We start from the raw sequence: 23,657 nt of genomic DNA on the forward strand, positions 1-23,657 counted from the left end.
GAGGAACCCCGTGCCGGCTCCCGCCCGCCGCGCCCCGGCCATGGCCGCGGCCGTCCTGCTCGCCGCCGCAGCCGCAGGCTGCTCGCCCGGCGGCGACCACGCCGCCAAGGGGGCCAGGTCCGCCTCCGCCTCCGCCCCGGCCGCTGCGGGTGACGCCGCGGCGGCCGCCCCGCCGCTGGCCGCCGCGATCGTCACTGGCCCCGGCCCGAAGGCGAGTTACGACGTCCAGCCGCAGCCCGCGCCGGGCAGCTGCCACTACCGCTACACCGCGGACAAGCAGCCGCTGCCCGACACCTCCTGCACCCCGGGCGCGATCAGTCCGGCGGTGAACCAGGGCAACCTCAAGGACACCATCTGCAAGCAGGGCGGCTACACCTCGACCATCCGCCCGCCGTCGAACATCACGGGCAAGGAGAAGGCCGAGAACGCCAAGTCCTACGGCTACGACGGCCCGATGGGCGACGCCGAGTACGACCACCTGATCAGCCTCCAACTCGGCGGCGACCCCAACGACCCGCGCAACCTGTGGGTCCAGCCGCCCTCCCCCGGCCACGTCCCCGGCAAGGGCCCGAACAACCCCAAGGACTCGGTGGAGACCCACCTCCACACCGCGATCTGCAAGGGCCAGGTCACCCTGGCCGCCGCCCAGCAGGCGATCGCCACCGACTGGACGACCGCCGAGGCCAAGCTCGCCCTCCGCGCCGCGTCCAGCCCGACCTCCGAGCCCGACGCCGACGGGGACTGACCGGCTGCTCCCCGAAGCTCGGACTCAACGACCGAGCACCGCACCGCCGTTGAGTCCGATCACCTGACCGGTCAGGTACCCGGCGGCCGGGGAGGCGAGGTAGGCGACCGCCTCGGCCACATCGGCCGGGGTGCCCGCCCGACCGACCAGGGTGTCCGCGACCTTCCGGGCGTGGAACTCCTCGCTCCAGCCGGCCCCGAAGATCTCGGTGTCCTCGATGTAACCGGGCGCGAGCACGTTCACCGTGATCCCGTCCGGCCCCAACTGCCGGGCCAGACCGAACGCCCAGCCGTGCAGCGCGGCCTTGGCGGCGGCGTACGAGCCCGCCGAGTGCGGGCCCGCGCCACCGCGCTGGGCCGCGGCCGAACTGACCACCACCAGCCGGCCGCCGGGACGGCGCAGCCCGTCCTGGAGCGCGGTGGTCAGCAGCACGGCGGTGAGCAGGTTGCCGTCCAGGTCCCGCCGCCAGGACGCGGCCAGCGCGCCCAGACTGCCGTCGGCCGGCGGCGTGACGATCGCACCCGCGTTGTTCACCAGCACGTCCACCGGCCCGAGTCCGGTGATCCGGGCCGCCGCCGCCTCGACCGCCGCCGGGTCGGTCAGATCGGCCGCGACCGGCACGACCCGCCCCGGACCGGCGGTCCGCTCGATCTCCTCCCGGGCCTGCTCCAGCACGGCCGGCCTGCGGCCCAGGATCACCACCCGGTGCCCGTCCCCGGCCAGCCGCGCCGCGATCGCCCGGCCGATCCCGGTACCGCCACCGGACACCACTGCGAGCCGATCCACCGTCATCACTTCGTCCCCCGTTCGTCAACCGGCCGCACGCCGGTCGCGCCGACCCCGGATCGGGCCGCACACCCCCATCGTGGCAGCCCCGCGCCTTGGCCCCCACGCCGCACCCCGGTACCGTGACCGGGCACGTGGGGGGACGTGGGCGGGCGCATGGGCGGGACGGCACCGGGGGACGGTCGCAGTGGCACGGACGCGGACCAGGGGCATCAGGGGCCGGGGCGAGGAGGTGCCCGACACGGTGCTCGCCGCACTGATGGGCGGCCTGACGGCGGTGAGCGACGGGTGGCTGCTGGTGCACCTCCGGCGCGACGCCCGCACCGGGTGGGTGGAGCGCGAACTGCCGCAGGCAACCCTGGCCCTGCTCGGCTTCACCGCCCTCACGGCCCTGCTCGGCGCGACCCTCGCCAGCCGGAGGTCGACCCCGCACCGCCGCTGGCGCTGGGCGATGCTCAGCGCGCTCCTCGGTCATCTGCTGGCACTGGGGGCCCTGATCGGCTACCTCCTGTTCCACCCGCGGGGATTCGTCGTCTTCCTCCTCCCCTGAGGCCCGTTCCCGACGGCCCCTCAACCCCTCGAACGCCGGACCGGTGGAGTGGCCGCCCCTGGGCACCGCGCTACTGGTCGTGCCGGCGGGCACCCCCGTTGCCCCGATCCGCGCCACCGGCCTCCCAGGCCGTCAACCTCCCTGCCAGGTCGAGCAGTTCGGGTGCGCGGAGCACCCGCCCGCCGAACCCGGGCAGCTCGACGTGCAGCGGCCCGGTCCAGCGCTCCGGGATCGCCGCCAGGCCGTACCTGGCGCCGGCCAGGCCGCCGGTGACGGCGGCCACCGTGTCGGTGTCCCCGCCGAGGTCGATCGCGGCGCGCAGCGCCTGCTCGAAGCCCTCGGTGGTGCGCAGCGCCCAGACCGCCGAGCCGAGGCAGGGCCATACCGCGCCGTTGGCCTCGGTGGCGCGCTCCGGGTGCCAGTCGGGGGCGAGGACGGTGGCGTAGCGCTCCCGGTGGTCGGGGTCGACGTGGGCGAGGACGGCGGGGAGCTCGGCCAGCGGGTCGGCGCCGTGGAGCGCGAGCCGGACGAGCTCGTGGAAGATCGCCGAGCCCTCCCAGGCGGCCCCGTCCCCGTGGGTCAGCGCCGCGATGCGCCGGGCCGCGTCCATGGTGGCCCGCCGCCCGGCGCGGGCGAACGCGACGGCGGAGGTCGAGGCCCGCATCAGGGCGCCGTTGCCGGCGGCGCGCAGCGTGGTGTTGAAGTGGACGGCGGCGGCGAGGTCCCAGGGCAGGCCGCTGGTCAGGACGACTTCCGTCTGGATGCCGATGTCCCGGGGGTCGGCGGCGGCCCAGCGGCGGAACCGGTCGAAGACGTCCGGGAGGTCCAGGCTTCCCCGCTCGATCAGGGACTCGGCGACCAGGACGGCCATCTGGGTGTCGTCGGTGGCCTCGCCGAGCCCCCAGCCGCCGCCCGCCACCAGGTCACCGGGGGTGTCCGGGAAGCGGGCGGAGAAGGCGCCGGCCGGGCCGAACTCGTAGGGGGCGCCGAGGGCGTCGCCGACGGCGGCTCCGAGGACGGCCCCGGCGGCGCGCTCGTCGGGGCCGGTCATGCCACGGGCGGGACGACCGGCAGGTTGCGCTTGTGCTCGGTGCGGCGGTAGTGGCCGAGGACGGTGCGGAAGACGTCCTCGCTGACCGGCAGGCCCTCCAGGAAGTCGTCCAGTTCGTCGTAGCCGACCCCGAGGGCGTCCTCGTCGGGGCGGCCGGGGGCGAGGTTCTCCAGGTCCGCGGTCGGGACCTTCTTGACCAGCTCGGCCGGTGCGCCCAGCGCCTCGGCGATCGCCCGCACCTGCCTCTTGGTCAGGCCGGACAGCGGCATCACGTCGGCCGCGCCGTCGCCGAACTTGGTGAAGAAGCCGACGGCGGCCTCGGCGGCGTGGTCGGTGCCGACGACCAGCCCGCCCTTGGCGCCCGCCGCCGCGTACTGGACCACCATCCGCTGGCGGGCCTTGACGTTGCCGCCGACGAAGTCCTCGTGGCCGTGGTCGGTGTAGGTCAGGCCGGCGGCCTTCAGGGCGGCGAGCGCGCCGTCGGTGGCGGGCTTGACGTCGACGGTCAGCACCTCGTCGGCGCGGATGAAGCCGAGCGCGAGCTGGGCGTCCGCCTCGTCCGCCTGGACACCGTACGGCAGCCGCATCGCGGTGAAGGTCACCTCGCGGCCCTCGGCCCGCAGCCGCTCGACGGCGAGCTGGCAGAGCCGTCCGGCGGTGGTGGAGTCGACGCCGCCGCTGATGCCCAGCACCAGGCTGCGCGCGCCGCTGGTCCGCACCTGGTCGGCCAGGAACTCCACCCGGCGCTCGGCCTCCGTCGCGGGGTCCGGCACGGGCGCGACCCCGAGGGCACGGGCGATCTCCCGCTGGACGTCGGCGGGCAGGGGCTCGGTCATTCCGACTCCTCGGGACGGTGGTGGGTGGCGCGGTCACGAGGATACGACCACCGGCGATGCGGCCGTCACGGGCGGGGGGTCTCCCGCGGGCCGGCGGGCTCGCCCGGGCTGGGGGGCTCGCCCGGGCCGTCCGCGTTCGTGGGCCCGGGCGCATCCGTGGGCCCGGTCGCGGCCGCAGGCCCGTCGACGTCCGCCGGCCCGTCCGGCTTCCGCAGCGAGACCGGCCGCTCGGGGCCCGGCGCCGGGTGCGTCAGGATGTCGAGCACCACCGCGCCGTCCACCGTCTCCTGGGCCACCAGCTGCGCCGCCAGCTCGTCCAGGTGGTGCCGGTGCTCGGTGAGCAGGCCGAGGGCCCGCCGCTCGGCCTGGCGCAGCAGGCCGGCCACCGCCTCGTCCACGGCGCGCTGGGTCTGCTCGGAGTACGGGCGGCGCAGCAGGTCCTCGGGGTTGTCGCCGAGGTAGTGCGGGGTGCCGCTGGAGTAGCCGACCGGCCCGAGCTCCGGGGAGAGGCCGAATTCCCGGACCATCCGGGTGGCGACGGAGGTGGCGTTGGCGAGGTCGTTGGCGGCGCCCGTGGAGCCTTCGCCGAAGACCACCAGTTCCGCCGCGCGGCCGCCGAGCTGGACGGTGAGCAGGTCGGTCAGGTAGCCCTCGCTGTACAGGTGCCGCTCGGCCTCGGGCAGCTGCTCGGTGGCGCCGAGGGCGACGCCGGCCGGGAGGATGGTCACCTTGGCGACCGGGTCGGCGCGCTCGCACAGCGCGGCCATCAGCGCGTGCCCGGACTCGTGCACCGCGACGGCGTGCCGCTCCTCGGGCAGCAGCGCGTTGGAGGACTCCCGGCGGCCGAGCAGCACCCGGTCGCGGGCGGTGTCGAGGTCGTCGGCGGTGAGGGTGGCCCGGTCGGCGCGCACGGCGTTGATGGCGGCCTCGTTGACCAGGTTGGCGAGGTCGGCGCCGGAGAAGCCGGGGGTGCCGCGGGCGAGCCGTCCGAGGTCGACGTCCGGGGACAGGGTCTTGCCGCGGGAGTGCACGGCGAGGATGGCGGCCCGCTCGGCCTGGTTGGGCAGCGGGACGGTGACCTGCCGGTCGAAGCGGCCGGGGCGTGTCAGGGCCGGGTCGAGGGCGTCCGGGCGGTTGGTGGCGGCGATGACGACGATGCCGGTGCTCTGGTCGAAGCCGTCCATCTCGGCGAGCAGCTGGTTCAGGGTCTGCTCGCGCTCGTCGTTGCCGCCGAACCGGGTGCCGCCCGCGCGCCGGCCGCCGACGGCGTCGATCTCGTCGATGAAGATGATCGACGGTGCGCGTTTGCGGGCCTCGTCGAAGAGGTCGCGGACCCGGGAGGCGCCGACGCCGACGAACATCTCGACGAAGCCGGAGCCGGTCACCGAGAGGAAGGGCACCGAGGCCTCGCCGGCGACCGCCCGGGCGAGCAGGGTCTTGCCGGTGCCCGGCGGCCCGACCATGATCACCCCACGTGGCCCCTTGGCCCCGGCGGCGGCGTACCGCTCCGGGCTGCGCAGGAAGTCGACCACCTCGCTGACCTCCTGCTTCACCCCCTCGTACCCGGCCACGTCGGCGAACCCGGTGTCCGGCCGCTCGGCCTCGATGATCTTGGCCCGGGACCGCCCGATGGCACTCAGGCCGCCGCCCAGCGAGCGGGCGGCCATCCGGCCGGACCAGAGGAAGAGCGCACCGAAGATCAGCAGCGGCAGGAACAGCAGCAGGGTCGACCAGATCGAGCCGCTGCTGCTCCGGCTGCCGGTGACCGCCACGTGGTGGTCGGCGAGCGCGCCGCTGAGCTGGGAGGTGTCCAGGGCGGTGGGGATCTGGCTGGTGAAGTGGGTGCCGTCCTTGAGCGTGCCGCTCACCCCGCCGGTGTCGCTGACGTTCACGGTCTGCACCTGGCCGGAGTCCACCCGGCTCACGAAGTCGGAGTAGCCGTAGCGCGTGCCGGGCTTGCCGGAACTGGAGAAGAGCACCAGCAGGAGCAGCGTGACCAGCACCGCGACGGGCAGCAGCCAGCGGCGCCACGACGGCGGAGGCGGAACTTTGGCCGGACCGCCGGGGCCCTGGTTCCGGCCCTGACCGGGACCCTGACCGGGGCCCTGGTTCCGGCCCTGGCCGGGGCTCGGGCCTCGCGGCTGGCCCCAGCTCTGCCTCGGGCGCGGGCCCGGGTCGGAGCCGCGGTCGGCGCCGGGGCCCGGGTCGGAGCCGCGGTGGACGCCGGGGCCCGGGTCGGAGCCGCGGTGGACGCCGGGGCCGGGGCCGGGGCTGGACCCGGGACCAGGTGGAGTCGCGGAGTGACGGACAGCGCGCAGCCGGATTCGTACGATCATCCACGCTCACCGCCTCTCGGGGGGCCGAACAGCCTCCGCCCCTCCATGGTCGGACGGTCCGGGCCCGGACGGGAGCCCGAAGGGGGTGGCAACGGTCCACTCGGGGGAGAACGACCCGCTCGGCGCCACGGCCCGCAGCGCCGGATCGGGCTCGGGCGTCGGGCTCGGCGTCGGGCACGGGAGGCGGAATCGGGCACGCCGAAGGCCGGTCCGGTACGTGGGGGCGGGCCGTCGCGAACGGTTTGCGGAAGCCTGCCCGGCGCTTCCACCGCACCCGGCGAAGCCTTCGCCCGGCCGCTTTCTCGGCCGCTCCTCCGGGCGCGCTCAAAGATCCTCGGGCCGTGCGGAGTTGGCGATCGAGCCGCCCACCAGGACGATTCGTGACCTAGAGTAGCCGCATGGTCAACGAGGAACTGCCAGCCCTGCACAAGACGCCCGAGGCCGCCGTGGAACCCCGGGCCGGGGACAGCGACCGGGAGGCGGTGGCCGAGCAGTTGCGGGTCGCCGCCGGTGACGGCCGCATCGACCTCGGGGAATTGGAGGAGCGGCTCGACCGCACCTACGCCGCGCGGACATACGGCGAACTCGACATCCTGGTGGCCGACCTCGGCGGCCGGATGGAGGCCCGGGAGGTGTCCGCGGCGGAGGAGGTCCTCACGCTCCGGCCCCGGATGAACAACATGGTGCAGAGCGGCCGCTGGTCCGTGCCCCGCCGGATCGTCGCGGAGACCAAGATCTCGCTGCTCACGGTCGACTTCACCGAGGCCGTGTGCCCCCACAAGGAGATCACGGTCGAGGCGTCGACCGGCATGGGCCACATCCGGCTGATCGTCCCGCGCGGCTGGGGCGTACGGATCGACCCGTCGAGCACCAACACCGGAAACATCGTCAACAAGGCCGCCGAGCAGGCGGAGCCGGGCGCCCCGGTGCTGACCGTGATCGGCCACCCCCGGTCGGGGCCGATCAGGATCAAGCAGCGCCGCCGGGGCTGACGGGCCGGAGGCCGGGCCCGCGGCAGTCCTCCGTGCGGGCACCGAGGGGGCTCGGTGCGGGCACGGCGAGGGCGCGGCGCGGCCTCCGCCGGGGTGGCTCAGGAGAAGTCGAGCCCGCCCGTCCGGGTCCGCTTGAGCTCGAAGAACTTCGGGTACCCGGCCAGCAGCCGCACGCCCTCGAAGACCCGCAGGGCGTCCTCGCCGCGCGGGATGGCGCTCAGCACCGGGCCGAAGAAGGCGACTCCGTCCACGTGGATGGTCGGCGTGCCGACCTCCTCGCCGACCGGGTCCATGCCCTCATGGTGGCTCTTGCGCAGGGCCTCGTCGTACGCGGTGCTGTTCGCCGCCTCGGCCAGCTCCTCCGGCAGCCCCGCTGCCACGAGCGCCTCGCGGATGACGGCGTCGTCGGCCTCGCGGTCCTGGTCGTGCAGTCGGGTGCCGAGCTCGGTGTACAGCGCGCGCAGCACCTGCGGACCGTGCTGTTCGGCGGCGGCGATGCAGACCCGCACGGGGCCCCAGCCGGTGGTCATCAGGCGCTGGTAGCGCTCGGGCAGGTCGGTGCGGCCCTCGTTGAGGACGGACAGGCTCATCACCCGGAAGTTCAGGTCGAGTTCGCGCTGCCGATCGACCTCCAGGATCCACCGGGAGGTTATCCAGGCGAAGGGGCAGACGGGGTCGAAGTAGAAGTCGACCTTGACGGTGTCGCTGTCGGCCCGGTGGCCGTTGTCGAGGTGCTGGTCGAGCTGCTGGGCAAGCTGCTGGGCGGGCGCGCCGGTCGTCATATCGTTCGTCACATCGTTCGTCACACCGGAGAGGCTAGTGGACCGAGTGGACCACTCTCCAGAGCCAATCGACAGCTGCCACAGTGGGCCACTTCTCGCCGCCCGGCCGCTCAGCCGCACGTCGTCCCGTTCGCCGGCACCGTGCCGTCCAGGAGGTAGGCGTCCACGGTCTGCTTCAGGCACGGGTTGCCGGTGTTGTAGCCGCCGTGCCCCTCGCCCTGCAGGGTGACGGTGACGCCGACGCCCGCGCCGAGCTGCTCCGCCATCGTGCGGGCGCCCTCCACCGGGGTCGCCGGGTCGCCGGTGGTGCCGACCACCAGGACCGGGGCGGCGCCCGGCGCGGAGACGTCCGGGTGGGCGGCCCTGCCCGGGACGGGCCAGCCGGTGCAGGCGGTCAGGCCCCAGGCGGTGAAGGACCCGAACACCGGGGAGACGGCACGGAACTGCGGCAGCTGCTGCTGCACGTCCTGGTCGGAGTAGCGCTGCCGGGCGTCCACGCAGTTGATCGCCCGGTTCGCGGCGTTCAGGTTGGTGTAGTGCCCCTGCGCGTCTCGCCCGTTCAGCCCGTCGGCGAGCTGGAGCAGCGTGTCGCCGGTCCCCAGCTCCATCGCCTCGGTGAGCCCGGTGGCCAGCGCGGGCCAGGTCTCCTGGCTGTACAGGGCGGCCGCGATGCCGGTGACGGCCAGGCTCTCGGTGAGCTGCCGCCCCTGCTTGGTGGGCAGCGGCGACTGCGCCAGCTTCTGCATCAGTGCTTCGACCTTCGCGGTGCCGTCGTCGCCGCCCGCACCGGTCGGGCAGGCGGTCCCGGCCTGGGCGGCGCAGGCCTTCATGAAGTCGCCGAGGGCGAGCTGGAAGCCCTGGGCCTGGCCGAGCGCGGACTGCTGCGGGTCCTTGGTCGGGTCGACCACCGAGTCCAGCACCATCCGTCCGACCTGCTGCGGGAACAGGTGCGCGTAGACGCCGCCGAGCTGGGTGCCGTAGCTGATGCCGAAGTAGGAGAGCTTCTGGTCGCCCAGCACCTGCCGCATCAGGTCCAGGTCGCGCGCTGCGCTCTCGGTGTCCACGTACGGCAGCACCGCGCCGGAGTTGTGCTCGCAGGCGGCGGCGAAGCCCGCGTTGTCGGCGTCCAGGGCCTTCACCGCTTCGGGGGTTTCGGGGGTGCTGTCGGTGGCGGTGGCGGCGTCCATCGCCCGGTCGTCCAGGCATGTCACCCCGGCGCTGGCGCCGACTCCGCGCGGGTCGAAACTCACCAGGTCGTAGCGGGAGTTGAGGGAGCTGTAGCTCGCGGCGAGGGCGGGCAGGGTGGCCACGCCGGAGGCGCCGGGGCCACCGAAGTTGAACAGCAGCGAGCCGATCCGGTGCTCCTCGTCCTTGGCCCGGCTGCGGATCAGCGCGAGGTCGATCGTCGTACCGTCCGGCTTGCCGTGGTCCAGCGGGGTCTTGAGGGTGGCGCACTGCCAGTCCTCGGCGGCGGGCGCGGTGCCGCTGCCCTGGGCGCTGATGGGGGCGGAGCAGGCGTGCCAGTCCAGCTGTTGGGCGGCCGCTCCGGTGGCGGCGCCGGTCCCCGTCCCCGCGCCGCCGGCCGCGGAGGTGGGCGCGGGCTCGGCGGCGGAGGAGCCGTCGCCCCGGCAGCCGGTGGCGGCGGTGAGCAGCAGGGCGGCCAGGCCGAACGCTCCGGCGCCGCGGACGACGGTGTGCATGGGGTGGGTCCACCTCTCGGGTCGGCCGGGCACCCGGCACGCGGCCTCGGGCCGGCCGGACGCCCCGGCGCTCGGCGGGACGGCGTACGCCCGGCGCTCGGTTCGTCGACGCACCACAGACCCTAGGGGCCGGATCCCGCGGATGCCTGGTGGAACCGCCTGGACAGGGGCGTGCGCCGAACCGGATTCCACCGGCCGACCGGGTGAAGGACGGGGCCGCACGGCCCGGTTGCGGAGGCTCGCGACGACGGTGGGGGCGCGTCTTCCCCGGCCCCGTCCTGCCCTGGCCCTGCCGATCGGCAGGGCCAGGGCAGGGATCGCGCCTCGGGAACCTCCCGATCGGCACATGTGCGACGAGCAGCCGGCGCGCAAGGATGACGGCCATCGGGGCCCCGCCGGTGGGGCCCGGAAAGGAACCCTGCCGTGACCGCCCTGTTCCCGTCGCTCCCGCGCCTGCCGCTCCCGTTCCTGTCCCTCCCGCGTCTGCCCTTCCTGCCGCTGCCGTTCCCGCCGCTCCCGCGTCCGCCGTTCGCCCTGCCCTCCGTCTGCCGGGCCCTCCTCCGCGCCCGCGTCAACGCTTCGCGGGCCATCGGCGCCGCGGGTCGCCGGCGCGGCACCCCCTCAGCGCAGCGCCATGCCCGGGGTTCCCCGCACCGCGTACGCCGGCAGGCGCAACCCGCCGAGGGCGGCCCGGGGCAGGCTCAGCCCGAAGCGCCGCTCGACGGCACCGAGGGCGCGGCGGCGGGCGGCCCCTTCGGGCTCGCGCCCGGGGTCGCGGGGGGTCACGCCGTCGGCCTCCAGGACTCCGGCGGCGACCAGGTCCGGCACCAGCAGGTCCGGCTCCTGGCCCCAGCGCCAACGTTCCTCGCCCAGGCCGAAGCCGCACAGCACGGCGCCGTCCCGGGCGTAGTCGAGCAGGGCCGGCCGCTGCTCCGGCATCGGGCGGAAGTGCACCACCTCGACGCCGTCGCGCGCTATCTCGATGAGCAGTTCGCCGCCCGTGGAGTCGCCGTACTCGATCGCGAACGACCAGCCGGCGCACTCGCCGACCCGGATCACGCCGTCGCCGTCGTCACCGGGGCGGTAGACCTCGATGTCCAGGTCCCGGATCTCGGTGTCGCTGATCGGCTCGGTCGCGGTGGCCGGGTCGGCGCCCATCCGGCGGGCAAGCTCCTGGGGCGTGATCCCCCGGGCGAAGACGACGCCGCCGACCTCACCGTCCGGGTCGGGTCCGGCCGTTGACGGTCGGCCGGTCGACCGGCGTCCTGTTGACGGTCGACCCGTGGCCGGCCGGCCGATCTCGGCGAGCCATTGGATGCCGTCCCCGTCCTGTCCCACTCCCCCGTGCGTGCCGTCGGTCATGCCGCCCTCCCCTCGCGCATGGCCTGCGGTGACCGGGCGCGCAAGTGGGCACCCTAACCGACCCTGCCGACACCCGGCCGCCGGTCGCCGGATCAATGCCGGACCCGGCCGTGCGCGGGCCGACAACCACCCCTGTTCGATCGGAAGGAGGCCGATCCGGAATCGAACCCACCCGGCCCGCACCGCCGTTCACCGGGCGCCGCCGTTCACCCGGCCCGCACCGCTGTTCGCCCGGCACCTGCGCGGCCCGGCTCCCCGGACACTCACCCGGACCCGGCGGGCACCTTCCGGCCCACGCCTTCGAACAGCAGCTTCGCGGCCACCGTCGCCCCGTCGGTGCGGATGCCGCCGGCCACGGCCCCCGCCCGCGCCCGGGTCCCGGGCGCCAGGGCCGTACCGAGCGCGGCGGAGAGCGAGTCCACGGTCGGCGTCCGGTCGAGGTGGGCCGCGCCGATGCCCAACTCGGCGACCCGGCCGGCCCAGTACGGCTGGTCGGCGATCCGGGGGACGACCACCTGCGGCACGCCCGCCACGGCCGCGGTCGTCGTGGTGCCGGCGCCGCCGTGGTGGACGACGGCGGCCACCCTGCGGAACAGGGCCTGCTGGTTCACCTCGCCGACGACGTGACAGTCCTCGCCGTCGTCGATCGGGGCGAGCCCGGCCCAACCACGGGCGAGCAGCACCCGGCGGCCGTGCGCACGGCTCGCTTCGACGGCCACCCGCGCGATGCCCTCCGGGGCGTGCGCGGCCATGCTGCCGAAGCCGACGTACACGGGTGGTTCACCGGCGTCCAGGAACGCCTCCAGGTCGGCCGGGAGCGGGCGGTCGTCGGGGAGGATCCACGCCCCGGTCGGCACCACGTCGAGTTCCGTCATGCCCTCCGACGGGCACAGGGTCGGATCCGCCGCCAGCCACGGCCGCTCGGTGAAGACGTGGTCGCGGACGTTCTCCACCGGCGGCAGACCGATGGCCGCCCGGTGGTCGTTGAGCGCCTCCCGGTACAGCCCGTTGACCCGCTGGGCGTCCTGCTCCCAGAGTTTCCGGTAGTCGGTCTCGTCCTGCGGGGACGGCGTGCCCGGCCGCCGGCCGGGCCGGAAGTGCCGCGAGGGCAGTCCGAAGATGTGGAAGCAGGCCAGCACGTAGTGGAGGCCGAGCTTCTCCGCGACGTCCCGCGCCCCGGCCGGCATCAGGCCGGTCGCCAGCAGCACGTCGCAGCCCTCGGCCGCCGCGGTCAGCGTCTCGAACCTCGCGGCGACCAGCTCGCGGGCCAGCCGGAACGCGTCCTCCGCCGTCGGTGCCCCAGGACCGGCGACGATCGAGCGCACCGACGGGCCGAGCGGCACCAGCGGCACCCCGACCCTCGCCAACAGGGCCGCGAACTCCTCGTCCGGCGGCGCGCACACCCGTACGTCCGCGCCGAGCCCCCGCAGCGCCGCCGCCAGCCCCGCCAGCGGCTCGACATCCCCGCGCGATCCCCATGTCGTCATCAACACGCGCATTTCACGACTCCCGTTTCCGCAGGTCATGGCCTTACGGTCGGGATTCTGCGCCACAACGGGGGCCTTGCCGCAAGCCCCGGGTCACGCTGTAGCTTGATAGTGGCAGGGGGATCGGCTCTCCTCGCCGTTTCCTTTGGCCGCCCGGTCCCACCCGCTCCCCCGAACCGGCCGAACCGGCCGCACCGGCCGCACCGGCCGGCCACCCGCCATGAGCGGCGGCCAGGCGGGCAAGCAGGCGGGCAGGCGGCCAGACGGGCAAGCAGGCAGGAAAGCGGGCAGGCAGGGCGACCGGCAGCCCGGCACACCGCCGCGCGCTACACGCCACGCCGACGCATCAGCACCCCGTACAGCACCGCGGCCACCACCACACCCAGCGGCAAGGCCAGATCCACCCCGGCCAAGGACGCCAACGGACCCGTGTAGAGCGTGTCCACACCGAGCGCCGCTGCCGTGACGCCGCCCGCGAGGGCGATGGCGCCGGCCGGGTTGACACCGGCGCGGTACCAGAAGGGGCTGCCGGGGCTCTCGTCGCCGAGGGCGCGGCCGTCGTAGCGGTTGCGGCGCAGCAGGATGTCGGTGGCGTAGACGGCGGTGCTGGGGCCGAGGAGGACGACGGTCAGCTGGAGGACGTTGCTGACGGTGTCGAGGAAGTTGGAGACCAGCAGGGCGTACAGCGTCAGCGAGACCGCGACCGCGCCGTCCACCAGCACGCTGAGGGTGCGGCGGATGCGGATGCCGACGGCCTGGAGGGCGAGGCCGGCGCTGTAGGCGGTGAGGGCGTTGACCGCGATGGTGCCGACCACGAGGGAGAGCAGGAAGACGGGGTTGAACCACCCGGGCAGGATCTGCCGGAGGGCGGCCTGCGGGTCGGTCATGTCGACGGCGGTGGCACCGAGCACGCCGAGGCCGCCGACCACCACGCTGGGCAGGAAGCCGCCGAGGGCCGTCCAGCCGAGGACCGCGCGCGGGGCGGTGGTCGCGGGCAGGTAGCGGGAGAAGTCCGCGCTGGTGGTGTACGAGAGCGGGCCGGAGGCGATCAGGGTGAGGCCGGCCAGGGCGGCCGCCCAGAGCCGTCCGCCGGTGAGCGGTTCGGGCTGGCTCCAGGCGAGGTCGGCGTGGGTGACGATCGCGTAGCCGACCACCGCGAAAGCCGCCGTGAGGCCGAGGGTGATCGGCAGGTAGAGCCGGAGGATCACGGCGTGCCCGTACACGCTGATGGTGAGGGTCAGCACGACGATCGCGATCACGATGGTGATCTTGATCGGGGTGGTCGGGGTGATTCCCGCCTCCTCGGCGAGCGAGAAGGCGGCGACGGCGGCCGCGGCGAGGTTCAGCGCGAAGTAGCAGACCGAGATCATCCAGCCGGTGACGGCGTTGTTCACCCGGTTGCCCCGGATGCCGTACATGGCGCGGGTGATCACCTCGCTGGGCGCGCCGGCGGCCGGTCCGGAGACCGCGAGCAGGCCGGTGCCCAGCCAGAACAGGTTGCCGAGGACGACCACCGCGAAGGCCTGCCAGAGGTCGAGGCCGCTCAGGACGAGGGCGCCGCCGACCACCAGGTTGAGGTAGTTGACGCTGGCCGCGGCCCAGACCGGGAACAGTTCGCGGGCGCGCCCGCGCCGCTCGGTCTCGGGGATGTGGTCGATGCCGTGGACCTCGACCCGGCCGCCCCGTTCCTGCTGGGGCGGGGCGGCCGGGCGCGGGGGCAGGTCCGGGGAAGTGTGGGGGTGGTCCGGGAGCGTGGACGCCATTGGGGGCCCTCCGTGGGGGTGTCGTGCCCACCTGCTTGCTTATTGGTCGCACACTCAATAGCATCCGGAACATGACGTCAAGCGTTCAGCGCAAACGGGTTCGCAAGTCCCCCGAGGACCGCCGGGCGGAGATCGTCGGCGCCGCGGCCGAGGTCGCCCTCACCGAGGGACTGGAGTGCATCACCCTGCGCCGGATCGCCGAGCAACTCGACGTCCGGCCCGGCCTGATCAGCCACTACTTCCCCGCCGTCGAGGACCTCGTCGCCGAGGCCTTCGGCAGCGCCGCCACCGCGGAGCTGGAGGCACTGCTGCCCACCGAGCCGCCGGACGGGTCCGCGCTGCGACACCTGGCCCGCTTCTTCGCCCGCACCACCGGCCCGTCCTACGACGACATGAGCCGGCTCTGGCTCAACGCCCGCCACCTCAGCCGCTACCGCCCCGTCCTGCGCGAGCGCGTGCTCGACCAGGAGAACGGCTGGCGCGGCCGGCTCGGCGGTGTCATCGCCGCCGGGGTCGAACAGGGCGAATTCCGCACCGACGACCCGGTGCTGACGGCCGTTCGGATCCTCGTCGTGATCGACGGCCTGGCCGTCCACGCCAACACCGGGCTGCGCGACCACCCGTCCTCCGTCACCCGGCTCGCCGCCGCCACCGCCGAACGCGAACTGGGCCTGTCCGACGGCACGCTGAACCCCGCGGACACCACGAGCCCGACGGACGCGCCCGCCCCCACGCCCCCCGCTCCTGCCCCGGTCGCCGAGCAGTCCTGACCGAAGCCCCCGCACCCCCGCAACCCCACCCCGCCCCCACCCGCAGCACCGCTGGAGCCGAAGTGCGCACCTCCCTGGTCCTCCTCTCCGCCCGTCTGCTCGACCCCGCCTCGGGCGGCTTCCTCCCGCAGACCGCCCTCGCCGTCGTGGACGGCCGGATCGCCGCCCTCGGCGACGACCGCACCGTCCGCGAACTCGCCGACCCCACGACGACGGTGATCGACCTGAAGGGCGCCGTGGTCACCCCCGGCCTGGTGGACGGCCACCTGCATCCGGTCACCGGCGCCGAGCTCACCCACGGCCTGGACCTCTCCGCCTGCACCGACCTGGCCGGCGTCCGCGCCGCCCTCGCCGCCGAGGCCGCGCGCCTCGCCCCCGGAGCCTGGCTGCACGCCTGGGGTCTGGACCCGAACGTCTTCGGCGACCGTCCGGTGGGGTCCGCCGCCCTCGCGTCCGTCCTGGACGGCGTCCCGGCGCTGCTCCAGCTCTTCGACGCCCACTCGATGCTCGCCAGCCCGCGCGCCCTGGAGCTGGCCGGCGTGGACGGACCGCGCAGCTTCGACCAGGCCGCCGAGGTGGTCTGCGACGCCGAGGGCCGCCCCACCGGCCTGCTGCTGGAGGACGCCGCCTGCGAGCTGGTCGAGCGCGCCGCCCCCCGGCCCACCCGCGCCGAGCGCCGCGACCGCCTCGCCGTCGCGCTGCGCGCCATGGCCGCCACCGGCCTCACCGGCGGCCACGCGATGGACGCCAACGGCGACAGCCTCGACCTCTACGCCGACCTGGACGAGGCGGGCGAGCTGCCGCTGCGGCTGCGCGTCGCCCCCTGGTGCCAGCCCGGCGTGGACGCGGACGGGCTGCGCGCGCTGATCGCGCAGCAGGACCGGGGCGGTCGGCTCTGGCGGGTGGACGGCGTCAAGCTGTTCATGGACGGCACGATCGACAACGGGACGGCCTGGCTGGAGCGCCCGGACTGCCACGGCGAGTCCACCCACGCCTTCTGGCCGGACCCGGCTCACTACACCCACGTCGTCGGGGAGCTGCACCGCGCCGGGGTCCCGACCGCCACCCACGCGATCGGCGACGCCGCGGTCCGGCACGCGCTCGACTCGATCGAGAAGGCGACGACGAGCGGGCCGGCGAACGGGGGCACGACGCCCGGGACCTCCCCCGTGCGGCACCGGATCGAGCACATCGAGACCGTTCCGGACGCGGTGGTCCGGCGGTTCGCCGAGCTGGGCGTGGTCGCCTCCATGCAACCCACCCACTGCTGCGACTTCACCCGCGCCGACCACACCGACAACTGGTCCCGCCGCCTCGGCGAGGAGCGGGCCGACCGCGCGTGGCGCTGCCGCGACCTCTGGGACGCGGGCGCCACCGTCGTCCTCGGCTCGGACTGGCCGATCGCCCCCTACCCGCCGCTGGGCGTCATGGCGGGCGCCCGCCACCGCCGCCCCACCCGCGACCTGAGCCAGGCCCCGCACAACCCCGGCCAGGCGCTCACCGCTCTGGAGTCGCTGCTGGCGATGACCGCCAACGCCGCCCGCGCCGCCGGTGAGGAGCAGCTGGCGGGCCGGATCGCCGTCGGCCACCGCGCCGACCTCACCGTGTTCGCCGCCGACCCGCTCACCACCCCGGCCACCGAACTGGCGGACGTCCCCGTCCTGCTGACCGTCCTGGACGGCCGTCCCACCCACCGGTCCGCCTCGCTCTGAACCGGCCGTAGCCGGCGAACGCCCGGCGGCCCCGCCGTGCACCCCCGGGCGGGGGGCACGCGGGGCCGCCCGGGCCCGCGTCCGTGTCCGTGTCCGTGTCCGTGTCCATTCGTGCTGAACCGCGCAGCCCCCGCACTCCGTTGTCTTCCGCTTCCGTTGTCCGTACGGTGGTCCCGCGCTCCGACCCGCCCCGCCGGGAGCGCCGGACCTCCCGGGGGTTGTCCCCCCGCCGGATCCGGTGGTGTTCCCCAGCGCGTCGCCGCCCCTCGGTGATCGACGATTCGTTGGCCGGCATTCGTCGGCGAACCGTTCGCACCCATCGAACCGGCTGCCCGAACCGTCGAATTGACGGATCGGCGTGCCGGCGGATCGATGGTTCGAGGAACCGAGGAGCAGCCCGACATGACCGCACGCAGCGAGGAGCGCGGCAAGCGCATCGACCGACGCGCCCTGCTGACCGCCACCGCGGCCGCCGTGACCGCCACCCTGCTCGCCCCCGCGGCCCGCGCGGACCAGTCGACGAGCGCCGACCAGCCGGAGACGGCGAACCGGACTGACCGTCAGACCTCCACCGTGGTACGCGAACTGGGTGCGCTCGCCCACCCGTTGCGGTCCACCGAACCCGCCGGCCGGACCACCGACCTGCGGCCGCTGGGCACGATGATCGGCGACGCCACGGTGGTGGGGCTCGGCGAGGCCACGCACGGCGCGCACGAGTTCTTCACCTTGAAGCAGCGGGTGCTGCGCCACCTGGTCGAGGAGAAGGGGTTCACCACCTTCGCCCTGGAGACGAGCTGGTCCAGCGGCCTGCGGATCGACGACTACGTCCAGGGCCGCACCGGCGGTGACGCCCGGCAGCTGGTGAAGGACACGATGGGCACCTCGCCCTGGGAGCGCCAGGAGTTCGCCGACCTGATCGACTGGATGCGCGACCACAACCGTGAAAACCCGCTGCGCCCGGTCCACTTCCTCGGCGACGACCTGAACTTCCCCGCGATCGGCGACCAGCTCTTCGACCGGGTGACCGCCTACGTGCGCGAGGCCGCCCCCGGGTCGCTGCCGCGGCTGGAGCAGCTGTACGCCGGCCTGCGCCCCTTCGACGACGCCATCGGCTACGTCACCACGCGGCCGCTCGCCGAGCGGCGGCAGAACGCCGTCGTGGCGCAGCGGACGCTGGAGCTGGTCACCGCCGCCGGGCGCGCGGCCGGGGCCGGGGGCAAGGAGGACGAGGCGTACGCGTGGGCGCTGCAGCACGCCCGGAGCATCGCCCTGACCTTCGCCTTCAGCGCGGTGAACCTGGAGGACACCGCCGACGTGGCCGCGATGCAGCAGCTCCGCGACCGGGCGATGACCGACAACACCCTCTGGTGGCAGCGCCGCACCGGCGGGAAGGTGCTGCTGTCCGCGCACAACGGCCATGTCGGGTACCGGAGCAGCGACCCCGAGCTCTACCCCAGGACCCAGGGCGAGTACCTGCGCGACGCCCTCGGCACGGGCTACGTCGCCATCGGTCTCACCTTCGGCCGCGGCTCGTTCCTCACCAAGGACTCCCCGTTCGCCCCCGTCTGGAAGAAGGTCACCGTTCCCCCGGCCACCGCCGGAATGAACGAGTACGTCCTCGACCGGGTGCGCCCCCGCGACTACTACGTCGACCTGCGCTCCGCCCCGCCGGCCACCCGCTCCTGGCTGGACACCGCCCGCCCGACCTACGACGCCGGGACGGTGTTCCACAGCGACCCGCTGCCGCGGCTGGCGATCGGCCCGGCCTACGACGCGCTGGTCCACCTCCACGAGACCGGCGCGGCCCGCCTCCTCTGAGCGCCGGCTCCCGGTGTCGGTGGTCGCTGCTAGCGTGCCTCTCCGTCAGCACGGGTACGCGGGACGACGGACCGCACCATCGACGGGGAGGCACCAGCACGTGCGGGAAGTGACGCGTCACATTGTGGTCCAGCAGCGGATCCGCGACGCCCTGGGGGACGTCCGCGGCCGGGCGCTCGGCCACTGGTACGACCTTGAGGACAAGTTGACCATCGGGTCGGTCCGCGCGATGGGCGAGGAGCTGCTCGACCACGTCGCCGCCCTCTCCCTGGAGGACGGGGACCTCACCGGAGCCGACGCCCGCGCGGCCCTGTGGACGGCGGCCGAGTGCGCCCTCGGCGTGCTCCAGCTCGGCTGCTTCCCCCGGGGCGACTTCGACGTCCCCTTCCCGTACATCGGCAGGACGCTGGACAGCGAGGACGTCCGCTTCGGTCCGGTCGTGGACTTCGCGCCCACGGCCGCGACCTGGGTGGAGGCCTTCGCGATGTGCCTGATCGGCGGTCTGCTGCCGCACCGCGACCGCATGCTCGGCCCGCTGCTCGTCGAGGACTACGCGCCCGCGGTCCGGGACGGCCTGCCCCACTCGGACCTGACGTCCGTCTCCGAGCCCGCGGACCTGGCCGGGATGACGGCCCTCTGCTTGTACCTCTTCGTCGTGGAGACGGAGCGGCCGCCGTGGATCGCCCCCGGTCCCGTCCCGCTGCGCAAGCCGGACGCCGACGAGCGCGCGGCCGCCGCCCGGGGCCTGGACGCCGCGGCCGGGGCGGCGCCCGGCGGGCTGAGCCCGGACCAGCGGCTGCTGCGGGTCCTGCTGGACGACGACCGGGCCGCCTTCGAGGAGGCACTCGCCGCCCGCCTCGCCCTCCACCGCGACAGCACGCCCGCGACGGCCCGGCCCCGCACCCTGCTCCCGGTCGTCCCGATCGCCCTCGCCGCCCTCGCGGTCCAGGCGCACGGGTGGGAGCTGGGCATATCCTCCGGCTACCTCCCGGCGACGCTGGTCGGCGCGGGCTGACCGCTCCTCGGATCGGCCGGCCCGCACCGGCCCCGCCGACCCCGACAACCCGCACCGGCCCGCACCGGCCCGCACCGGCCCCGCGGCGCCGCTCAGCCCGCGAACCGCCCGTCCCGTGCCACCACCCGGCCCGCGCGGACCACCAGTTCGGGCCTCGGCAGGTCGATCACCACCTGCGGCAGGCACTCGCCCGTCACCAGCATGAAGTCGGCGGGCGAGCCGGCCGCCAGGGTGGCGGCCGGCAGGTCCAGCAGTTCGGCGCCGCCGTCGGCCGCCAGCGCGAAGCAGTCGGCCAGCTGCTCGTCGGTGCGGGCGTCGGTGGTCCAGCCGAGCAGGTGGGCGCGGTGCAGCATGTCGGCGTTGCCGTACGGGCTCCACGAGTCGCGCACGCCGTCCGAGCCGAGCCCGACCCGCACCCCGTGCGCCCGCAGCTCGCGGAACGGCAGCACCTGGTGGGCCGAGGGCGCCACGGTGGTGAGGCCGACGCCGGATTCGGCCAGCTCGGCGGCGAGGTCGGCGAGCGGGGCGCCGGTCAGTTCGGGGACGCAGAAGGCGTGGCTGACGACCACCCGTCCGGCCAGTCCGGCCGCCCTGGTCCGCGCGGCGATGTCGCGCAGCGGGCCGAGACCGCGCTCGCCCCGGTCGTGCAGGTGGATGTCGAGGCGCAGTCCGTGCTGTTCGGCCAGGCCGAACAGCAGCTCCAGCTGGGCGGGCCCCTCACCGTCGCCGCCCTCGGCCGGGGTGGCGTCGAAGCCCGCCGGGTCGATGCCGCCGACGGCGTCGACCAGTCCGCTCGCCGCCGCCTCCGCGAGCAGCGCGCCCGCGCCGGGCGTCCGCCGGACGCCGTGCTGCGGGAAGGCCACCAGCTGGACGTCCAGCGCGCCGGCCAGCCGCTCGCGCACCTCGGCGAGCCCGGTCACCCCGGCCAGGCCGTACGCGGGCGCCACGTCCACGTGGGCCCGCACGGCGCGGGTGCCGCGCGCCACGGCGTGGCTCAGCAGCCGGTGGGCGCGGTCGGCGAGCGGGGTGCGCTGGTGCCGGTGGAGGTCGACGTCGCCCCGGACGTACTCGGGCAGCGAGCCCGCCGGGCGCCGGCTGTACGAGGGCTCGCCCCAGGCGGTCTTGTCGGGGTGGATGTGCGCGTCCACCAGGGTGGGCAGCGCGATCCGGCCACCGCCCTCGACCACCTCCGGCACCGCCCCGTCCGGGACCCGCTCGGCCAGCAGGCCGTCCACGGCGACCAGGTCGACGGCCCGGTCGGCGCCGTACGGGCGGACGTCCCGGAAGACGGTGACGGAAGGCGTGGTCATGGGCTGCTCGCTCTCGCTCTGGTTCCCGAGGTGGTCCGGCGCCGTGGACGGATCCTGTCCGACAGGCAAAACGTCCTACCTTTCATTCAACAGTCTGTTTATCATCTCCGGGTCCCTGTCCCCCGTCCGGAGTCGCTCACGCATGTCCACGCCACCGCCCGCCGCCACACCCAGGCCGCACCCGCTGCACGTCCTGCGGGCCACCGTCTTCGCCATCGGCGCCCTGCTCCTCCTGGTCGGGGTGGGCGTACTGCTCCACCAACCGCTGCTGATCCCGCCATTGGCCGCCAGCGCCGCGCTGGTGCACGGAGCGCCCGCGCTGCCGATCTCGCAGCCGCGCAACCTGATCGGCGGCCAGCTGATGTCGGCCCTGATCGGCTTCGCCACCCTGGCCGTCACCGGCAGCACCACCTGGGGCGCGGCCGTGGCCGCCGGGCTCTCGCTGGGCGCGATGATGCTCACCCACCTCTCGCACTCCCCGGCCGCGGCCACCGCCGTGATCGTGGTCCTGCAGGCCCCGCACCCCGCGCCCTTCCTCCCGCTGCTCGTCCTGGCCACCGTGCTGCTGGTCGTCATCGGCCTGCTGCCCGGCAGGATCGGCAGGCACCCGGTCCGCTACCCGGTGTCCTGGTGACGGCCACGCCGAACCGACGGCCGCGACCGCGGCCACGGCCGCGGCGGGCCCTCACGACCCCAGGTACCTCAGCACCGCCAGCACCCGGCGGTGGTCGTCCGGTGCCTGCGGCAGGTCGAGCTTGGTGAAGATGCTCGCGATCCGCTTGGCCACCGTGGCCTCGGTGACCACCAGCCGGCGGGCGACGGCCGCGTTGGAACGGCCCTCCGCGATCAGCGCCAGCACCTCGCGCTCCTTGGGGCTCAGGCGCTGCAGCGGGTCGTGCCGGCGGGTCAGCAGTTGGCGGACCACCTCCGGGTCCACCACCGTCCCGCCCCCGGCCACGTCGGTGAGGGCGGCGACGAACTCCCGCACCTCGCCGATCCGGTCCTTGAGCAGGTAGCCGGTGCCCGCGCCCCGGTCGCCGGCGGAGATCAGCTCGGCGGTGTACCCCTGCGAGACGTACTGGCTGAGCACCAGGACGGGCAGCCGCGGATCCTCCTCGCGCAGCCGGCGGGCCGCGCGCAGTCCGTCGTCGGTGTTGTCCGGGGGCATCCGGACGTCGACGACCACCACGTCCGGCCGGTGCTCCCGGACCGCCTCGACCAGTGCCGGGGCGTCGCCGACGGCGGCCGCCACGGTGTGCCCGAACCGCTCCAGCAGGGAGACCAGGCCCTCCCGCAGGAGCACCGAGTCCTCCGCGACGACTAACCGAAGTGCAGGCACGGGATCTCCACTCGCAGGACGGTCGGCCCACCGGCCGGGGAACGCAGGCACAGGGTGCCGTCGATGACGGCGAGCCGGTCGCTGATGCCCAGCAGGCCCGTGCCGGCGGCCGGGTCGGCGCCGCCGGCCCCGTCGTCCCGGATCTCCAGCACCAGCCCGTCCGCCGCCGCACGGCCGTGCACCGAGGCGCGCCGGGCGCCGCTGTGCCGGACCACGTTCGCCAGCGCCTCGCAGACCACGAAGTAGGCGGCGGCCTCGACCGGGGCGGGCGGCCGCCCGGGCAGTGCGACGTCGACGTCCACCGGCACCGCCGAGCGGCCCGCGAGGTCCCGCACCGCCGGTTCCAGTCCCCGGTCGGTGAGGACCTGCGGATGGATGCCGTGGATCAGTTCGCGCAGTTCCCGCAGCGCCGTCCGCACCTCCTCCCGGGCCTCCCGGACCTGCCGGGCAGCGGCCGAGTCCTCGGGCAGGTCGAGACCGGCCAGGCCGAGCCTGACGGAGAGCGAGACCAGCCGCTGCTGGGCGCCGTCGTGCAGGTCGCGCTCGATCCGGCGCCGTTCCACCTCGTACGCGTCCACCAGTCGGGCCCGCGAGGCCACCACCCGGGTCAGCTCGTTCTCGGCGGGCTCCAGCACGGCCCGGGCGGTCACCGCCCGTACCCCCGCCCAGGCCGCCAGCGGGTAGGCCGCCACCGGGAGCAGCACGAGTCCGGCGAGCGGTCCGAGCCAGGAGGCGGTGGGGTTCGCGGTGGGCTGGAACGGGGCGGCCAGCAGGAACAGCGGGGTGCCGAGGCCCACCGCGACCAGTCCGAGGTCGATCCACCAGAGCAGCAGCAGGGAGACCAGCCCGTAGCCGAGGTCGCGCCGGGCCGCCGGCCCCCGGAACAGTTCGCGGGCACGTCCGCGCCGCCCCTCCGCCCCGCCCCGCGGCCCCGGCCCCGGACCCGGACCCGGACCCGGACCCGACGGTACAGACCCTGACGGTACCGACCCCGGCACCACCCGCCCCGACCGCACCCGCCCCGACGGCCCCGCCCCGGGCAGCACCAGCCGCAGCCGCCACCGCTCGTACCCGGTCACCGCCCGCCCCGCCAGGGCCAGCGGCGGCAGCACGACCGCCACCGCCAGGGGTCCCAGCCCGCCCCACAGCAGCACCGGCAGCGCCGCCAGCCCGGCGGCCGTCGCCCCCACCGCGGCTCCCGCGAGCAGGAAGCCCAGCGCGCGCCACGGCCACACGGAGCCGAGGAACGCCGACGGCCGCTGGGCCAGCGCCTCCAGGGTGTTGCGGACAGCGATCACCCTGC

General features: G+C 75.2%; 20 protein-coding genes. 8 read left to right on the forward strand and 12 right to left on the reverse strand.

From position 1 onward, the window contains the following. The first annotated feature begins 40 nt into the window (after window positions 1-40). Window positions 41-745, forward strand: coding sequence for a hypothetical protein (locus ACGFSC_RS17385; RefSeq protein ID WP_392863576.1), 705 nt, complete (start codon window positions 41-43; stop codon window positions 743-745). A 24-nt stretch (window positions 746-769) separates the two neighbouring features. On the opposite strand, the gene ACGFSC_RS17390 is transcribed toward ACGFSC_RS17385, so the two are convergent. Continuing rightward, complete coding sequence (locus ACGFSC_RS17390; RefSeq protein ID WP_359898500.1) at window positions 770-1,537, reverse strand: SDR family oxidoreductase; 768 nt, start codon at window positions 1,535-1,537, stop codon at window positions 770-772. A 181-nt stretch (window positions 1,538-1,718) separates the two neighbouring features. Between ACGFSC_RS17390 and ACGFSC_RS17395 the strand changes: the two genes are divergently transcribed. Further along, the gene (locus ACGFSC_RS17395; protein ID WP_359898499.1) at window positions 1,719-2,081 is read left to right on the forward strand and encodes a hypothetical protein; all 363 of its coding nucleotides are present in this window, start codon (window positions 1,719-1,721) and stop codon (window positions 2,079-2,081) included. Between the two features lie 70 nt (window positions 2,082-2,151). On the opposite strand, the gene ACGFSC_RS17400 is transcribed toward ACGFSC_RS17395, so the two are convergent. The 3 genes from ACGFSC_RS17400 to ftsH all read right to left on the reverse strand — a co-directional run bounded on the left by ACGFSC_RS17400 (window position 2,152) and on the right by ftsH (window position 6,304). Beyond that, window positions 2,152-3,132 (reverse strand): ADP-ribosylglycohydrolase family protein, encoded by a 981-nt coding sequence (locus tag ACGFSC_RS17400; protein ID WP_359898498.1) that lies wholly within the window; start codon window positions 3,130-3,132, stop codon window positions 2,152-2,154. Further along, window positions 3,129-3,968, reverse strand: a complete 840-nt coding sequence (nadE, locus tag ACGFSC_RS17405) for an ammonia-dependent NAD(+) synthetase (protein ID WP_359898497.1) — start codon at window positions 3,966-3,968, stop codon at window positions 3,129-3,131. Before nadE ends, ACGFSC_RS17400 begins: the two co-directional genes overlap by 4 nt. A 65-nt stretch (window positions 3,969-4,033) precedes the next feature. After that, window positions 4,034-6,304, reverse strand: coding sequence for an ATP-dependent zinc metalloprotease FtsH (gene ftsH, locus ACGFSC_RS17410; RefSeq protein WP_359898496.1), 2,271 nt, complete (start codon window positions 6,302-6,304; stop codon window positions 4,034-4,036). Window positions 6,305-6,702: 398 nt separating this feature from the next. Here ftsH and ACGFSC_RS17415 point away from each other — a divergent pair, with 398 nt between their 5' ends. After that, a complete protein-coding gene (locus ACGFSC_RS17415; RefSeq protein ID WP_359898495.1) occupies window positions 6,703-7,296 on the forward strand; it encodes a DUF1707 domain-containing protein in 594 nt (197 codons plus the stop codon). Between the two features lie 98 nt (window positions 7,297-7,394). On the opposite strand, the gene ACGFSC_RS17420 is transcribed toward ACGFSC_RS17415, so the two are convergent. The 5 genes from ACGFSC_RS17420 to ACGFSC_RS17440 form a co-directional block, all read right to left on the reverse strand. Continuing rightward, window positions 7,395-8,102: a DsbA family protein gene (locus ACGFSC_RS17420; RefSeq protein WP_359898494.1), complete on the reverse strand. Its 708-nt coding sequence runs from the start codon at window positions 8,100-8,102 to the stop codon at window positions 7,395-7,397. A gap of 86 nt (window positions 8,103-8,188) precedes the next feature. Then, complete coding sequence (locus tag ACGFSC_RS17425; RefSeq protein ID WP_359898493.1) at window positions 8,189-9,778, reverse strand: alpha/beta hydrolase; 1,590 nt, start codon at window positions 9,776-9,778, stop codon at window positions 8,189-8,191. 621 nt (window positions 9,779-10,399) lie between these two features. Continuing rightward, the gene (locus tag ACGFSC_RS17430) at window positions 10,400-11,140 is read right to left on the reverse strand and encodes a DUF6461 domain-containing protein (protein ID WP_359898492.1); all 741 of its coding nucleotides are present in this window, start codon (window positions 11,138-11,140) and stop codon (window positions 10,400-10,402) included. 263 nt (window positions 11,141-11,403) lie between these two features. Next, window positions 11,404-12,639 carry a glycosyltransferase gene (locus ACGFSC_RS17435; RefSeq protein WP_359898491.1) on the reverse strand — a complete coding sequence of 412 codons (1,236 nt, stop codon included), beginning with the start codon at window positions 12,637-12,639 and terminating at the stop codon, window positions 11,404-11,406. A 314-nt stretch (window positions 12,640-12,953) separates the two neighbouring features. Further along, on the reverse strand, window positions 12,954-14,390 hold the full coding sequence (locus tag ACGFSC_RS17440) for a cytosine permease (protein WP_359898490.1): 1,437 nt from the start codon (window positions 14,388-14,390) through the stop codon (window positions 12,954-12,956). A 71-nt stretch (window positions 14,391-14,461) separates the two neighbouring features. Between ACGFSC_RS17440 and ACGFSC_RS17445 the strand changes: the two genes are divergently transcribed. From ACGFSC_RS17445 to ACGFSC_RS17460, 4 genes are all read left to right on the forward strand, one after another. Continuing rightward, window positions 14,462-15,160, forward strand: a complete 699-nt coding sequence (locus tag ACGFSC_RS17445) for a TetR family transcriptional regulator C-terminal domain-containing protein (protein ID WP_359898489.1) — start codon at window positions 14,462-14,464, stop codon at window positions 15,158-15,160. A 62-nt stretch (window positions 15,161-15,222) separates the two neighbouring features. Beyond that, window positions 15,223-16,872: an amidohydrolase gene (locus ACGFSC_RS17450; RefSeq protein WP_359898488.1), complete on the forward strand. Its 1,650-nt coding sequence runs from the start codon at window positions 15,223-15,225 to the stop codon at window positions 16,870-16,872. A 402-nt stretch (window positions 16,873-17,274) separates the two neighbouring features. Next, complete coding sequence (locus ACGFSC_RS17455) at window positions 17,275-18,690, forward strand: erythromycin esterase family protein (protein ID WP_359898487.1); 1,416 nt, start codon at window positions 17,275-17,277, stop codon at window positions 18,688-18,690. A 109-nt stretch (window positions 18,691-18,799) separates the two neighbouring features. Further along, window positions 18,800-19,705, forward strand: a complete 906-nt coding sequence (locus tag ACGFSC_RS17460; RefSeq protein WP_359898486.1) for an immunity 49 family protein — start codon at window positions 18,800-18,802, stop codon at window positions 19,703-19,705. A gap of 92 nt (window positions 19,706-19,797) precedes the next feature. Here the strand turns inward: ACGFSC_RS17460 and ACGFSC_RS17465 are convergent, their stop codons facing one another. Further along, the gene (locus ACGFSC_RS17465) at window positions 19,798-21,015 is read right to left on the reverse strand and encodes an amidohydrolase (RefSeq protein ID WP_359898485.1); all 1,218 of its coding nucleotides are present in this window, start codon (window positions 21,013-21,015) and stop codon (window positions 19,798-19,800) included. A gap of 142 nt (window positions 21,016-21,157) precedes the next feature. Here ACGFSC_RS17465 and ACGFSC_RS17470 point away from each other — a divergent pair, with 142 nt between their 5' ends. Then, on the forward strand, window positions 21,158-21,649 hold the full coding sequence (locus ACGFSC_RS17470; RefSeq protein WP_359898484.1) for an HPP family protein: 492 nt from the start codon (window positions 21,158-21,160) through the stop codon (window positions 21,647-21,649). A gap of 51 nt (window positions 21,650-21,700) precedes the next feature. Here ACGFSC_RS17470 and ACGFSC_RS17475 read toward each other — a convergent pair whose 3' ends face one another. After that, window positions 21,701-22,354: a response regulator transcription factor gene (locus ACGFSC_RS17475; RefSeq protein ID WP_359898483.1), complete on the reverse strand. Its 654-nt coding sequence runs from the start codon at window positions 22,352-22,354 to the stop codon at window positions 21,701-21,703. Next, complete coding sequence (locus tag ACGFSC_RS17480) at window positions 22,336-23,652, reverse strand: histidine kinase (protein ID WP_359898482.1); 1,317 nt, start codon at window positions 23,650-23,652, stop codon at window positions 22,336-22,338. The genes ACGFSC_RS17475 and ACGFSC_RS17480 overlap by 19 nt, the downstream gene beginning before the upstream one ends. Window positions 23,653-23,657: the final 5 nt, after the last annotated feature.

It is taken from the genome of Kitasatospora sp. NPDC048715, assembly GCF_043198905.1.
Classification (GTDB): domain Bacteria; phylum Actinomycetota; class Actinomycetes; order Streptomycetales; family Streptomycetaceae; genus Kitasatospora; species Kitasatospora lactacystinica.